Source organism: Streptomyces sp. NPDC001599 (assembly GCF_042893535.1).
Taxonomy (GTDB): domain Bacteria; phylum Actinomycetota; class Actinomycetes; order Streptomycetales; family Streptomycetaceae; genus Streptomyces.
On sequence record NZ_JBIAVA010000018.1, the window covers coordinates 142,256 to 157,280 of the forward strand.

At 70.3% G+C, this 15,025-nt stretch carries 6 protein-coding genes, 1 tRNA gene and 1 rRNA gene; 1 reads left to right on the forward strand and 7 read right to left on the reverse strand.

The genetic code is table 11. From position 1 onward, the window contains the following. Positions 1 to 57 precede the first annotated feature (57 nt). From ACFYZ3_RS33115 to ACFYZ3_RS33130, 4 genes are all read right to left on the reverse strand, one after another. A complete protein-coding gene (locus ACFYZ3_RS33115) occupies positions 58 to 921 on the reverse strand; it encodes a helix-turn-helix domain-containing protein (RefSeq protein ID WP_361007139.1) in 864 nt (287 codons plus the stop codon). Positions 922 to 1,224: 303 nt separating this feature from the next. Then, positions 1,225 to 3,978: a DNA translocase FtsK gene (locus tag ACFYZ3_RS33120; protein WP_388525561.1), complete on the reverse strand. Its 2,754-nt coding sequence runs from the start codon at positions 3,976 to 3,978 to the stop codon at positions 1,225 to 1,227. A gap of 202 nt (positions 3,979 to 4,180) precedes the next feature. Beyond that, positions 4,181 to 4,855, reverse strand: a complete 675-nt coding sequence (locus ACFYZ3_RS33125) for a two-component system response regulator (protein WP_003973275.1) — start codon at positions 4,853 to 4,855, stop codon at positions 4,181 to 4,183. A 463-nt stretch (positions 4,856 to 5,318) separates the two neighbouring features. After that, a complete protein-coding gene (locus tag ACFYZ3_RS33130) occupies positions 5,319 to 10,808 on the reverse strand; it encodes a HAMP domain-containing protein (protein WP_388525565.1) in 5,490 nt (1,829 codons plus the stop codon). A 393-nt stretch (positions 10,809 to 11,201) separates the two neighbouring features. On the opposite strand from ACFYZ3_RS33130, the gene ACFYZ3_RS33135 reads away from it, so the two are divergent. Continuing rightward, a complete protein-coding gene (locus tag ACFYZ3_RS33135; RefSeq protein ID WP_388525568.1) occupies positions 11,202 to 13,952 on the forward strand; it encodes a SpoIIE family protein phosphatase in 2,751 nt (916 codons plus the stop codon). Between the two features lie 46 nt (positions 13,953 to 13,998). Here the strand turns inward: ACFYZ3_RS33135 and ACFYZ3_RS33140 are convergent. The 3 genes from ACFYZ3_RS33140 to rrf all read right to left on the reverse strand — a co-directional run. Then, positions 13,999 to 14,074: transfer RNA gene (locus tag ACFYZ3_RS33140), tRNA-Thr, on the reverse strand. A gap of 82 nt (positions 14,075 to 14,156) precedes the next feature. Beyond that, positions 14,157 to 14,819, reverse strand: a complete 663-nt coding sequence (locus tag ACFYZ3_RS33145; RefSeq protein ID WP_388525572.1) for a DegT/DnrJ/EryC1/StrS family aminotransferase — start codon at positions 14,817 to 14,819, stop codon at positions 14,157 to 14,159. Positions 14,820 to 14,933: 114 nt separating this feature from the next. After that, positions 14,934 to 15,025, reverse strand: a 5S ribosomal RNA gene (gene rrf, locus ACFYZ3_RS33150); the annotation flags it as partial.

Genomic DNA, 15,025 nt, shown 5'->3' on the forward strand with positions numbered 1-15,025 from the left:
CGTCGACGGGGTTGGCCGATCTTGGCCAACCCCGTGGAGACTCGTCCTCCGCGTCCCCTATCCGACCTGCGGGTCGCCCTTCGTGTACGTCAGGCGCTCGACGGCGCCGGGCTGGAAGTCGTCCTCGATCTTCTTGCCGTTGACGTAGAGCTGGATGGCTCCGGCGTCGCCGAGGACGAGCTTGACCTTCTCGTTGTCCTGGAAGGTCTTGGAGTCGCCCTGCTTGAGCAGTCCGTCGAAGAGCAGCCGGCCGTTGTGGTCCTGGGCGGAGATCCAGCTGCGGCCCTCGGTGGCGCTGACCTTGACGGTCACCTTGTCCGCGGGCGCGGCGGCGATGGCGCTGTCGCTCGGTTCGGGCTTGGGGTCGGCGGGCTTCTTGGGCTTGGCGCTCGACGAGGCGGACTCGCCGGACGAGGGCTGGGCGCCCTCGGCGACGCTCGCCTCGTTGCCGCCGTCGTCGCCGCCCTTGACGAAGGTGAAACCCACGAAACCGATCACCGCGACGATCGCGGCGACCATGGCGGCGGTCCAGTTGGGTCCGCGCCGCTCGGGACGGATGCGCTCCGCCTCGAACAGGGGCGCGGCGGGGGTCGGCGCCGGGCGTCCGCCGTGCTCGGCGTCGAACTGCGCGAGCAGCTCGGCCGGGTCGAGCCCGACGGCCTTGGCCAGGGTGCGGATGTGCCCGCGCGCGTAGACGTCGCCGCCGCAGGGCGCGAAGTCGTCCGCCTCGATGGCGTGCACGATGGCGATGCGGACCCGGGTGGCGGTGGTGATGTCGTCGACGGTCAGCCCGGCGGCGATCCGGGCCTGCTTGAGGGCGTGGCCGACGGAGGGGCGGGCTTCCTCGGAAACGTCGTCAGGGGCGTCCTGGGACACGTCTTCGATCGGACGCTCGTCTTCAGGGGAGTTGCCGTTGGACACGGGGGCGCCTTTCGAGCGTTTAGCCGCCTGTGCTGGGCGTTCAGTCTAGGGGGGGTGCAAACGGGTGGGGCAACCGGGCGGTACGACCTTTACGCCATCGGAATGGCCCGGCACCCCGATGGTGGACTACCTGTTTGTCACTTCCCTCAACTTGACGTAGGGCCTGGGGAAACGGTTGCTCAATGATCCCTAACGGGTGAGTCACGATCGGCCGCCCGGCCGTCATGACGCCGCACGTCCGTCGTGACCCTCCGTCGGCGAAACGTCGGCGGATCGTCGGCGGAACCCTTCTCCTACCCGTCCCTACCCTTCAGACTCCCCACGGATCACCGCGAGCACGCCGTCCAGCTCATCAGGCTTCACAAGAACGTCACGAGCCTTCGAACCCTCGCTCGGCCCGACGATGCTCCGCGACTCCATCAGGTCCATCAGCCGCCCGGCCTTCGCGAAGCCGACCCGCAGCTTGCGCTGGAGCATCGAGGTGGACCCGAACTGGGTGGAGACGACCAGCTCGGCCGCCTGGCACAGCAGGTCGAGGTCGTCCCCGATGTCCTCGTCGATCTCCTTCTTCTGCTTGGTGCCGACCGTGACGTCCTCGCGGAAGACCGGCGCCATCTGGTCCTTGCAGTGCTGGACGACGGTCGCCACCTCCTCCTCGGTCACGAACGCGCCCTGCATGCGGGTCGGCTTGTTCGCGCCCATCGGCAGGAAGAGGCCGTCGCCCTTGCCGATCAGCTTCTCGGCGCCGGGCTGGTCGAGGATGACCCGGGAGTCGGCGAGCGAGGAGGTGGCGAAGGCGAGCCGGGAGGGCACGTTGGCCTTGATCAGGCCGGTGACGACGTCCACGGAGGGGCGCTGGGTGGCGAGCACCAGGTGGATACCGGCCGCGCGCGCGAGCTGCGTGATCCTGACGATCGCGTCCTCGACGTCGCGCGGTGCGACCATCATCAGGTCGGCCAGCTCGTCCACGATCACCAGCAGGTACGGGTACGGCTGGAGCTCGCGCTCGCTGCCCTCGGGCGGCTTGACCTTGCCCTCGCGCACCGCGCGGTTGAAGTCGTCGATGTGCCGGTAGCCGTAGGCGGCGAGGTCGTCGTAGCGCAGGTCCATCTCGCGCACGACCCACTGGAGCGCCTCGGCGGCCCGCTTCGGGTTGGTGATGATCGGCGTGATCAGGTGCGGGATGCCCTCGTACGCGGTCAGCTCGACGCGCTTGGGGTCGACCAGGATCATCCGGACGTCCTCCGGGGTCGCCCGCATCATGATCGAGGTGATCAGGCAGTTGATGCAGGACGACTTGCCGGAGCCGGTGGCACCGGCGACCAGCATGTGCGGCATCTTCGCCAGCGAGTGCATGACGTAGCCGCCCTCGACGTCCTTGCCGAAGGCGACCAGCATCGGGTCGTCGTCCTCGGCGGACTCCGCGAGGCGCAGCACGTCGCCGAGGTTGACCATCTCCCGGTCGGTGTTGGGGATCTCGATGCCGACCGCGGACTTGCCGGGGATCGGGCTGATGATCCGCACGTCGGGGCTGGCGACGGCGTACGCGATGTTCTTGGTCAGCGCGGTGATCCGCTCCACCTTCACGGCGGGGCCCAGCTCGACCTCGTAGCGCGTGACCGTCGGGCCGCGGGTGAAGCCGGTGACGGCGGCGTCGACCTTGAACTCGGTGAAGACGGTGGTCAGCGACGCGACTATGGCGTCGTTGGCTGCGCTGCGCGCCTTGCCGGGTCCGCCGCGCGTGAGGGAGTCGAGGGACGGCAGGGAGTAGGTGATGTCACCGGAGAGCTGGAGCTGCTCGGCGCGCGGCGGCAGGTCCCGCTCCTTGGGCAGCGGCGTCTTCGTGAGGTCGGGGACCGCGCCGCCCTCCGATTCCCGTCCGGTCGCCTTCGCGGCGTCCTTCTTGAGCTTCCCCGGCTGCGGCCGCGCGGCCGGCACGGGGGTGGGCGTCGGGGTCGTGGACTCGCGGTCCCCGGTGCTCACGCCCTGGGTGAGGTCGGCGACCAACGGGGAGGGCGGCATCCCGTGCAGCACGGCGCCGTCGAGCGCGGCGGCGGCAGCGGCGGCGACGTCCACGGCGTCCATCGGACGGTTCATCTCGGGCTGCGGCACTGCGGACCGCCGGGGCCTGCCGCGGCGCCGGCTGAGCGCCTCCTGCTCGGCCGCGTCGGGGTCGTACGGCTCGGCGGCGGCCGGTTGGGCGCGCTTGCGGGACCGGGCGGGCAGCGCCTCGCGCCACTGCTCGTCGTACCGCTCGTCGTCGTCGGCGAACTCGTCCGTCTCCGGCTCGTGAACCACGCCGAGCCGCACCCCGAGCTGCCGCAGCCGCTGCGGGATCGCGTTGACCGGGGTGGCCGTGACGACGAGCAGCCCGAAGACGGTGAGCAGCACGAGCAGCGGCACGGCCAGCATGTCGGTCATCGTGTACGACAGCGGGGTGGCCGCGCCCCAGCCGATGAGGCCGCCGGCGTCCCTTATGGCCTGCATGCCCTCGCTGCGGGCCGGTGATCCGCACGCGATGTGCACCTGGCCGAGCACGCCGACGACGAGCGCGGACAGGCCGATCACGATCCGCCCGTTGGCCTCGGGCTTCTCGGGGTGCCGGATGAGGCGTACGGCGATGGCGCCGAGCAGGATCGGCACGAGCAGGTCGAGCCGGCCGAAGGCACCGGTCACGAGGATCTCGACGAGGTCGCCGACGGGGCCCTTGAGGTCGGCCCAGGTGCCCGCGGCGACGATCAGCGCGACGCCGAGCAGCAGCAGGGCGACGCCGTCCTTGCGGTGGGCCGGGTCGAGGTTCTTGGCGCCGTGCCCTATGCCGCGGAAGACGGCGCCCACTCCGTGCGCGAGGCCCAGCCAGAGCGCCCGCACCAGCCGGTAGACACCGCCGGTGGGGTTCGGAGCCGGTTTGGGCGCGGGCTTCTTCGCCGCGGCCTTCTTGGCGGGCGCCTTTTTCGCCGGTGCCTTCTTCGCGGGGGCCTTCTTGGCCGGACCCTTCGCGGGAGCGGCCGCCTTCTTCGCGGGCTGCTTCTTGGCTGCGGAGGGACGTGAGGCCATAGGTGTGAGGTTACCGGGGGAGACGGCGGTCGACACGTGTGCCTACCGCTTCACCCTTTCGTGTCGCCCCTCCATGGGGGCGGAACTGACGCCTCCGGTACAGCCCCTGACAAGTCCTCACAGACCCTCTCACGGGCCACTTCACGGACGGCCGCGCGGGCCACCGCGTCGAGTATCACGGGCAGCAGGGGCACTCCCGGCGTCAGTTGACGGCGGCCTGACCGCCGGACGAGCCCGGCTCCAGGGCGTCCAGCGCCCGCCGCAGCCCGGTGAGCTTGCGCTCCAGGTGGGCCGCCGTCGCCACCGCGGCCGCGTCCGTCGACTCGTCGCCGAGCTGCTTGGACAGCGCCTCCGCCTGCTCCTCCACGGCCGCCAGCCGCGCCGACAGCTCGGCGAGCAGCCCCGCGGGCTCCTTGGCCTCGCCCACCGCGGCCTTGTCGTTGCCCTCCAACTGGAGGCGCAGCAGGGCCGCCTGTTCCCGCAGCTGGCAGTTCTTCATGTACAGCTCGACGAAGACCGAGACCTTGGCGCGCAGCACCCAGGGGTCGAACGGCTTGGAGATGTAGTCCACCGCGCCTGCCGCGTACCCGCGGAAGGTGTGGTGGGGCCCGTGGTTGATCGCCGTGAGGAAGATGATCGGAATGTCCCGGGTCCGCTCCCGGCGCTTGATGTGCGCGGCGGTTTCGAATCCGTCCATGCCCGGCATCTGGACGTCCAGCAGAATGACCGCGAAGTCGTCCGTGAGCAGCGCTTTGAGCGCTTCCTCCCCGGACGATGCCCGCACCAGCGTCTGATCGAGCGCCGAGAGGATCGCCTCCAGCGCAAGCAGATTCTCCGGCCGGTCATCGACCAGGAGGATCTTGGCCTTCTGCACCATGGCCCGCCCTCCTCGCCCCGGCGTGGGGCCTCCCCTGTCCACAGGACTTGGCACGGCACCGGCGGGTGCCGCCCCGGGGGACGACTCCCTTGCGCCGCCCGTCCTTGTGCCGGTCATCGTAGCCGCACCCCGCCTGTCGCCACACCCTGTCACCGTGATGTCACTGTGCTCGTAGCAGAAACGCGGCGGGAGACCAGAAGGTTCCCCGAAACCCGTACTTCTACACGGCTTCGGGCACGCTGGGTCAGCGACTTCGCGCGACACCCGAAGGTTCCCGCCGTTTACACACACCCCACGTTCGCACACCGCCCGAGCGAGCCGCACGGAAGGTGCCCGTACGTACGGGAAGAGCCTGCCCGAACGTACTACGGGCCCGGGGGCCGGGCGTACCGATCACTTCCCGCCCCGCCCCGCCGGCGCCACCGGCTCACCCAATTCGCCGGACCCGCCGGACTCCCCGGACTCACTCCTCGCGCATCCACTGCTGCATCACCGTCAACAGGTGGTCGGGGTCGACCGGCTTGGTCACGTAGTCGGAGGCGCCCGACTCGATCGCCTTCTCCCGGTCGCCCTTCATCGCCTTCGCGGTCAGCGCGATGATCGGCAGCCCGGCGAACTGGGGCATCCGCCGGATCGCCGTGGTCGTCGCGTATCCGTCCATCTCGGGCATCATGATGTCCATCAGGACGACCGCCACGTCCTCGTGCTGCTCCAGCACCTCGATGCCCTCGCGCCCGTTCTCGGCGTACAGCACGGACAGCCCGTGCTGCTCCAGAACGCTGGTGAGGGCGAAGACGTTGCGGATGTCGTCGTCGACGATCAGCACCTTCTGCCCGCCGAACCGGACCCCCCGGTGCGCCTGCGGTGCCGCCTCCTGCCCGGCGCCCGGCTGCCGCTCCTGCGCCCCGGGCCGGTCCTCGGTGTCCGCGGCCGACTTGCGACGGCGCCGGAACAGCGCGGCCGCGCCGTTCTGCGAGGCCTGGTACGACTTCACCTCGGCCGGCGTATCGGCCTCGGCACCCGGCAGCTCGGCCACGGCGCCCGAGGACGCCGACAGCTCACCGGCCTCCACGGACGGCAGCGGCTGCTGGTAGCCGTGCGGGGGCAGCTCGCTGGGGTGCAGCGGCAGGTAGAGCGTGAAGGTCGACCCGCGGCCCGGCTCGCTCTGTGCGTGGATCTCGCCGCCGAGCAGCTGCGCGATCTCCCGCGAGATGGACAGCCCGAGGCCCGTCCCGCCGTACTTGCGACTCGTGGTGCCGTCGGCCTGCTTGAACGCCTCGAAGATCACCTGCATCTTGCTGGCCGCGATCCCGATGCCCGTGTCGCTCACGGAGAACGCGATCAGCTCGGCGTCCGGGTCATTCATCGAACCGGCCTCCAGCAACTGCTCCCGGATGGCCTTCGGAACCTCGTCCCGGGCCGGCCGGATGACCAGCTCGACGGAGCCCGAGTCGGTGAACTTCACCGCGTTGGACAGCAGGTTGCGCAGCACCTGGAGCAGCCGCTGCTCGTCGGTGTGCATGGTGGCGGGCAGTCCCGGCGACACCCGCACCGACAGGTCCAGGCCCTTCTCCGCGCTCAGCGGCCGGAAGGTCGCCTCCACGTAGTCCACGAGCTGGACGAGCGCGATGCGCGTCGGGGAGACGTCCATCTTCCCCGCGTCGACCTTCGACAGGTCGAGGATGTCGTTGATGAGCTGGAGCAGGTCGGAGCCCGCGCCGTGGATCGTCTCGGCGAACTCGACCTGCTTCGGGGTCAGGTTCGCGTCGGCGTTGTCCGCGAGCAACTTGGCCAGAATCAGCAGTGAGTTGAGCGGCGTACGCAGCTCGTGCGACATGTTGGCCAGGAACTCGCTCTTGTACCGCATGGAGACCGCGAGCTGTTCGGCACGCTCCTCCAGGACCTGCCGCGCCTCCTCGATCTCGGTGTTCTTCACCTCGATGTCGCGGTTCTGCTGCGCCAGCAGCTCGGCCTTCTCCTCCAGTTCGGCGTTGGACGACTGGAGCGCCTTCTGCCGCTGCTCCAACTCCTCCGACCGCTCCCGCAGTTGCTCGGTAAGCTCCTGCGACTGGCTCAGCAGGACCTCCGTCTTGGTGTTCACGGAGATGGTGTTGACGCTGGTCGCGATCATCTCGGCGATCTGGTTCAGGAAGTCCTTCTGGATGTGCGTGAACGGCGTGAACGACGCCAGCTCGATGACGCCGAGCACCTGCCCCTCGAACAGCACCGGCAGCACGATCACCTGCGCGGGCGGGGCCTCGCCGAGCCCGGAGGAGATCTTCAGGTAACCGCTCGGCGCGTTCTCCACCAGGATCGTGCGCTTCTCCTCGGCGGCCGTGCCGACCAGCGCCTCACCCGGCCGGAAGGACGTGGGCATGGACCCCATCGAGTAGCCGTACGACCCGAGCATGCGCAGCTCGTACGCGTCGCCCTCGGCGCCCGCCTGCTCCTGCCCGTCGACCAGGGGCATCGCCAGGAAGAACGCCCCGTGCTGGGCGGAGACCACCGGTGTCAGTTCGCTCATGATCAGCGAGGCCACGTCCTGGAGGTCGCGGCGGCCCTGCATGAGGCCGGAGATCCGGGCCAGATTGCCCTTCAGCCAGTCCTGCTCCTTGTTGGCGATCGTGGTGTCGCGCAGGTTGGCGATCATCTTGTTGATGTAGTCCTGCAGCTCGGAGATCTCCCCGGAGGCGTCCACGTCGATCTTCAGGTTCAGGTCGCCGCGGGTCACCGCGGTCGCCACGCGCGCGATGGCCCGCACCTGCCGGGTGAGGTTCCCGGCCATCTCGTTCACGGACTCCGTCAGGTCGCGCCAGGTGCCGTCGACGTCCCGCACGCGTGCCTGGCCGCCGAGCTGCCCCTCCGTACCCACCTCACGGGCGACACGGGTGACCTCCTCGGCGAAGGACGACAGCTGGTCGACCATCGTGTTGATGGTCGTCTTCAGCTCCAGGATCTCGCCGCGCGCGTCGATGTCGATCTTCTTGGTCAGGTCGCCCTTCGCGATCGCCGTGGTGACCATGGCGATGTTACGCACCTGACCGGTCAGATTCGACGCCATCTGGTTCACCGACTCGGTGAGGTCCTTCCACGTCCCCGACACGCCCGGCACCTGCGCCTGGCCGCCCAGGATGCCGTCGGTGCCCACCTCGCGGGCCACCTTGGTCACCTGGTCGGCGAAGGACCGCAGCGTCCGCACCATGGTGTTGAAGGTGTCGGCGAGCTGCGCGACCTCGCCGCGCGCCTCGATCGTCACCGTCCGCGTCAGGTCGCCGTTGGCGACGGCCGCGGCCACCTGGGAGATGTTCCGCACCTGGACGGTGAGGTTCTTGGCCATCAGGTTGACGTTGTCGTTGAGGTCCTTCCAGATACCCACCACGCCGGGCACGCTCGCCTGGCCGCCGAGGATGCCCTCCGTACCCACCTCACGGGCCACCCGCGTGACCTGCTCGGCGAAGGACGACAGCTGGTCGACCATGGTGTTCACGGTGGTGACCAGCTCGAGGATCTCGCCCTTGGCGTCGACGGTGATCTTCTTCGACAGGTCGCCCTTGGCGACCGCCGTCGTCACCTCGGCGATGTTGCGCACCTGCATGGTCAGGTTGTTGGCCATGCCGTTCACGGACTGCGTGAGGTCCTTCCAGGTGCCGGAGACGCCCTGCACCTCCGCCTGGCCGCCGAGGATGCCCTCGGTACCCACCTCGCGGGCGACGCGCGTGACCTCCTGGGCGAACGACGACAGCTGGTCCACCATCGTGTTCAGCGTGTTCTTCAGCTCCAGGATCTCCCCGCGCGCGTCGACGGTGATCTTCTGGGACAGGTCACCGCGCGCGACCGCCGTGGCGACCTGCGCGATGTTGCGGACCTGGGCGGTGAGGTTGCCGGCCATGCCGTTCACCGAGTCCGTCAGGTCCCGCCACACACCGGCGACCCCTGGCACCTGCGCCTGACCGCCGAGGCGGCCCTCCGTGCCCACCTCGCGGGCCACGCGCGTGACCTGCTCCGCGAACGACGACAGCTGGTCCACCATCGTGTTGATGGTGTTCTTCAGCTCCAGGATCTCGCCGCGCGCGTCGACGTCGATCTTCTGGGACAGGTCGCCGCGCGCCACGGCCGTCGTCACCTGCGCGATGTTGCGCACCTGGGAGGTCAGATTGCCGGCCATGGAGTTGACGGAGTCCGTCAGCTCCTTCCAGGTCCCCGACACGCCGTCGACGCGGGCCTGACCGCCGAGGCGGCCCTCCGTGCCCACGTCCCGGGCCATCCGCGTCACCTGGTCGGCGAAGCTGGAGAGCTGGTCCACCATCGTGTTCACGGTGTTCTTCAGCTGGAGCATCTCGCCGGAGACGTCCACGGTGACCTTCTGCGACAGGTCGCCGTTGGCCACCGCCGTCGTCACCTGGGCGATGTTCCGCACCTGACCGGTGAGGTTGCGGAACGCGGTGTTGACGGAGTCCGTCAGGTCCTTCCACGTCCCCGCCGCCCCCGGCACCTGCGCCTGCCCGCCCAGCTCGCCCTCGACACCGACCTCCCGGGCCACCCGCGTGACCTCGGCACCGAAGGCGGACAGCTGGTCCACCATCGTGTTGACGGTGTTCTTCAGCTCCAGCATCTCGCCGGCCACGTCCACCGTGACCTTCTGCGACAGGTCGCCGCTGGCCACGGCCGTCGTCACGGCGGCGATGTCCCGCACCTGCGTGGTCAGGTTCCGGAAGACCGTGTTGACGGAGTCCGTCAGGTCCTTCCAGATCCCGGCCGCGCCCGGCACGTTCGCCTGCCCGCCGAGCTGCCCCTCACCGCCCGTCTCGTTCGCGACGCGCGTGACCTCGTCCGCGAAGATCCGCAGCGTCTCGGTCATCTGGTTGATCGTCTCGGCGAGCTGCGCGACCTCGCCCCGGGCCGGGACCGTCACCTTCTTCGACAGGTCGCCGTTGGCGACCGCCGTCGTCACGTGCGAGATCTCCCGCACCTGGGCCGTCAGGTTCCCGGCCATGGTGTTGACGGAGTCGGTCAGCTCCTTCCACACCCCGGCCACGCCCGGCACCTGCGCCTGCCCGCCCAGGGCGCCCTCGGTGCCCACCTCGCGGGCGACGCGCGTCACCTCGGACGAGAACGCGGAGAGCTGGTCCACCATCGTGTTGACGGTGTTCTTCAGCTCCAGCATCTCGCCGGCCACGTGCACCGTGACCTTCCGGGACAGGTCGCCCTTGGCCACCGCCGTCGTGACCAGCGCGATGTCCCGCACCTGGGCGGTGAGCCGGTACGCCATCGTGTTGACGGAGTCCGTCAGGTCCTTCCACGACCCGGACATGCCCCGCACCCGGGCCTGACCGCCCAGCTTGCCCTCGGTGCCGACCTCGCTGGCCACCCGCGTGACCTCGTCCGTGAAAGTCGACAACTGGTCGACCAGGTTGTTCACGGTCCGGCCGACCTTCAGGAACTCACCGCGCAGCGGCTGCCCGGTGCCCTCGTCGTTCTGCGTGCGCAGCTCCATGCGGGGCGACAGATCGCCGTCCGCGACCGCCGACAGCACCCGGCTGACCTCGGAGACGGGCCGTACGAGGTCGTCCACCAGCGCGTTCGAGTGGTCGATCGCGGCCGCCCAGGAGCCCTCGCAGGCGCCGGTCTCCAGCCGCTCCGTGAGTTTTCCCTCACGCCCGACCACGCGCCGCACCCGCGCCAGCTCTCCCGTGAGGTGCAGATTGCGGTCGGCCACCTCGTTGAAGACCGCCGCGATCTCCGACATCACGCCGTCGCCGGACACCGTGAGCCGCCTGCGGAAGTTCCCCTCGCGCATGGACACCAGCGCCGCGAGCAGCCGGTTCAGCGCGGCCGTGTCCACCGTCGTACTGCCGGTCCGTGCACCGCCACCCCGCGATTTGCCCTGGTTACTCAGGGACTGTCCGCCTTTCGCGCGCGTCTTCGTGGTCCGCGTCGCTGCGCCAGACTCCACTGTGTCCCTCCCGCAGGGGTCGACCGATACCGCTGTGCCCGGCCGCCCACGCTCGGCGGACCGGTTCCTGCCGCTTACTTCCCGTACTGCCGGGCGATCCGGTCCGGCGCGCGCCGGACCGCTTCCAGGGCTGCTGCCCACCCGACTCGGCGCGCATTCACCTGCCCGGACCTTCATAAGCAGCTTGCCCAGTGTTTCACCCCGGCCGAACCAGGCCATAACAGTTCGGCAGCTTCGCACATCGTCCGCACACCCTCTGGGCGGAAACACTGCAGACCGGCATTCGGATGGACGGCGAAGGTAAGTAACCTTGCATACGGCTGTCCAGCCAAACCGGTCCGTCCGGTCTGGGCGGTGGCACGGAGACGAGCGGGCATCGGAGGGGCGGCCGGAATGACCACCGGACTGATCCCGGGGGAGCAGCCCCCGGATCCCGGGCCGACGGGTGGGCTGCCGCAGCAGCGGCACGAGCCGGTCGGCCATGAGGCCGTGCACGGGGAGAGAGGGTCGAGGAGTTCTGTGATCACCGCGCGCGCGGCCGCCAGCTTCGAGCCCGTCGGACGATCCGTGGCGAGCGCCCGGTCCTTCGTCCGCGACACGCTCCAGGGCTGGGGCCATGCGGACATCGTCGACGACGCCGTGGTGCTCACCAGCGAACTGGTGACCAATGCCGTGGTCCACGCCGGCACGACCGCCGACGTCGTGTGCCTGCGCAGCGACGACGGCGTACGGATCGAGGTCGCCGACCACTATCCGGAGCGCGAGGTCCCCCTCCAGGGCTCCCCCGCCACCATGGGCAGCCTCGACCGCGAGGGCGGCCGCGGCCTCCAGCTGTGCGCGGCCCTGGCCGACCGCTGGGGCGTTGAGTACACGCCCACGCTGAAGAACGTCTGGTTCCACCTCCATCTGCCCGAGCGTCCGGTCGGCACCCGCGCCGCCGGTCCCTCCCTCCCGGCCGCCCTGCTGCCGCTCGCCGACGGCCGCGTCCGCGTCGCGGTCGTCCAGATCGACCGCACCGGCGCCGTCACATCGTGGAACGAGGACGCCGAGGACCTCTTCGGCTACTCCGCCGACCAGGTCACCGGCAAGCCGCTCACCGACCTCGCCGCCTGGCCGCACACCCCCGGCACCAGCACCGGCATCGCCGAGGCGCTCCAGCTCTCCCGCTGGGAGGGCAGCTACGGCATGCGCGGCGCCAACGGCCGCGTCACCCCGGTCTACGCCTCCCACCTGCGCGTCCGCGACGCCGACGGCGAGCCCTCCACGGTCTGCCTCCTCGTCCGCGACCACGAACGCGCGGTACTGCAGACCCCGTTGCGCGTGCCGGCCTCCGACTCCCCGTCCTCCGAGGGGCAGAGCGCGGACCCCTTCGAGGTGTTCATCGGCTCCCCCGCCCCGGACGACCTCGACGGACTCCTCCAGCGCACGGTCGAACGCGCCCGCGACATGCTCGACGCCGACGCCGCCTTCCTGCTCCTGGCGACCGACGACGAAACGGAGTTGGAGGTCCGCGCCTCCACCGGCCTGCCCTCCGCGCGTCAGCGTTTCGCCCGCGTCCCCGTCGAGGCGGGACCCGGCCGCTACGGCTCGGCGCGCATGCCCGCCGTCCACGACGACCTGGAGGCCGTCCCCGGCGCGGTCCCGCTGCTCAACAGCACGGGCATGCGCTCGGTCGTCACCGTCCCGCTCAAGGTCGAGGGCCGCCTCACCGGTTCCCTCGGCGTCGCGGCCGAGGCCGCCGGCCGGTACTCCAACGAGGAGGCGCTGCGCCTCCAGTTCGCGGCCGACCGCATCGCCCTGGCCGTCGAGTCGGCACGCCTCGGCGAGCTTGAGCGGCTGCGCCGCGGCTCGCTCAGCTTCCTCGTCGAGGCCTCCGACCTCCTCGCCGGCACCCTCGACCGCGACCAGACGCTGGCCCTGATGGCCCAGATGACGGTCCCGACCCTGGCCACCTGGTGCGCCGTCTACACGATCGCCGACCAGGCCTCGGACCCGTACCTCTCCTACGTCCTGCACGAGGACGAGGAGCTCATCGACGGCATCAAGTCCCTGCTGTCGAAGATCGCCCCGCCCGACCCGGTGCCCACCCCGGGCGCCCGCGTGTGGACGGCCCCCGCCGAGATGGCCCACCAGGCGGCACTGCGCACCTCCATGCGCGACCTCGGCCTCAGCGGCGGCCCGACCCCCCAGCTGAGCACCGGCATCGGCCCGACCCTCGCCACCGCCTCCGCCGTCGGCGGCGAGACCGTCGTCCTGCCCCTGGTCGCCCGCAACCGCGTCATCGGCATGCTCACCCTCGGCAAGCCCACCGACGACCACTTCCGCCAGGAGATCCTCGAACTCGCCGAGGACCTGTCCCGCAGGGCCGCCCTGGCCCTGGACAACGCCCGCCTGTACTCGGAGCGCACGGCCATCAGCCAGTCCCTCCAGCGCAGCCTCCTGCCCCCGGAACTCCCCGTCGTGGACGGCGTCGAGGTCGACGTCATCTACCGCGCCGCGGGCGAGGGCAACGAGGTCGGCGGCGACTTCTACGACCTCTTCCCCATCAGCGACGACGCGTACGGCTTCGCCATCGGCGACGTCTGCGGTACGGGCCCCAACGCGGCGGCCGTCACGGGCCTCGCCCGGCACGCCCTGCGCCTGCTGGCCCGCGAGGGCCTCAGCGGCCCGGAGGTGCTCCAGCGCCTCAACTCCGCCATCCTCGACGAGGGCGCCCGCAGCCGCTTCCTCACGCTGCTGTACGGCGAGATGCGCCCGCAGGAGGACGGCAGCGCCGAGCTCAAGGTGGTCTGCGCCGGCCACCCGCTCCCGCTGCGCCTCCGCCAGGACGGCACGGTCGAGCCTGCCGCCGAACCCCAGCCCCTCCTCGGCGTCATCGAGGACCTGGAGCTCTACGAGCAGACGGTCACCCTCGACCCGGGCGACGTCCTGCTCTGTGTCACGGACGGCGTCACCGAACGCCGCGAGGGCACACGGATGCTGGGCGACGACGGCCTCGCCGACGTCCTGACCACCTGCACGGGCCTGACGGCGGGCGCGGTGGCCGCCCGCATCATGCGCGCGGTGGAGCGCTTCGCCTCCGACGCCCCGTCCGACGACATGGCGATCCTCGCGATGCGCGTCCCGGAGCCCCACGCGGACTGACCAAGGCATGCGAAAGGCCCCGCCCAATCGGGCGGGGCCTTCGTACTGGAGCCCCCAAACGGAATCGAACCGTTGACCTTCTCCTTACCATGGAGACGCTCTACCGACTGAGCTATAGGGGCCTGTCGCTTTCGAGGTTTCCCTCGCGGCAACGGAATAGATCATACCCCGAACAAGCCGGTGCTCCCAACCACGGACTTGCCCTCAACGCGCGGGTTGCAGCAGCCCACCGAGCGCATTGCAGGCGGACACGATCCGCTGCATGTCCCGCTTGGTCAACGCGGCCTCGACCGGCAGCGCGAGCGTCTCGTCGACGGCTCGCTCCGTCTCCGGCAGCGACACACATCGCCGGAATCCAGGCATGCGGTGCACGGGTGTCTTCACCGGCACCCGGCATTCGATGCCCCTCCCCCGCAGCGCGCGGGCGAACGCGTCACGGTCCGGTCGCCCGTTCCCCGGCACCCGCACCACGTACTGCTGATAGGTGTGCCCGTCGCCCCCGTCGGGTGTCCGCACGCCTCTCAACTTCCCGTCGAGATAGGCTGCCCGCTGCCTGCGCCGCGCTATCTCGTCGTACGGCGCCTCGGACTCGCCCCGCTCCAGCACGAGCAGCCCGTGCCGTTCCCCGATCCGGTGCAGAGAGCCCATGTCCGCCGGCCGACCGAACCGGTGCACGACGACGATGGCCGCGGTCCGGGGCGTCAGCGCGGCCTCCACCAGAGAGGCGTCCAGGCAGTACGAAGCCGGATCTATGTCGGCGAACACCGGCAACGCGCCCGCCAGGGCCACGGCTTCGGCGACTTCCACGTTCCCGAAGGCAGGCACGACGACCTCGTCACCGACGCCCACGCCGGCGGCCCTGAGCATTGCTGCAGTACCCATACGTCGGATGGTCGGGGCGCAACGTGAACTCGAAGTGACGGAAAACAAAAAAGGGTTGGTCCCGGAACCGAAGTTCCGGGACCAACCCTTCTAATAATTGTTCGGCGGCGTCCTACTCTCCCACAGGGTCCCCCCTGCAGTACCATCGGCGCTGTAAGGCTTAGCTTCCGGGTTCGAAATGTAACCGGGCG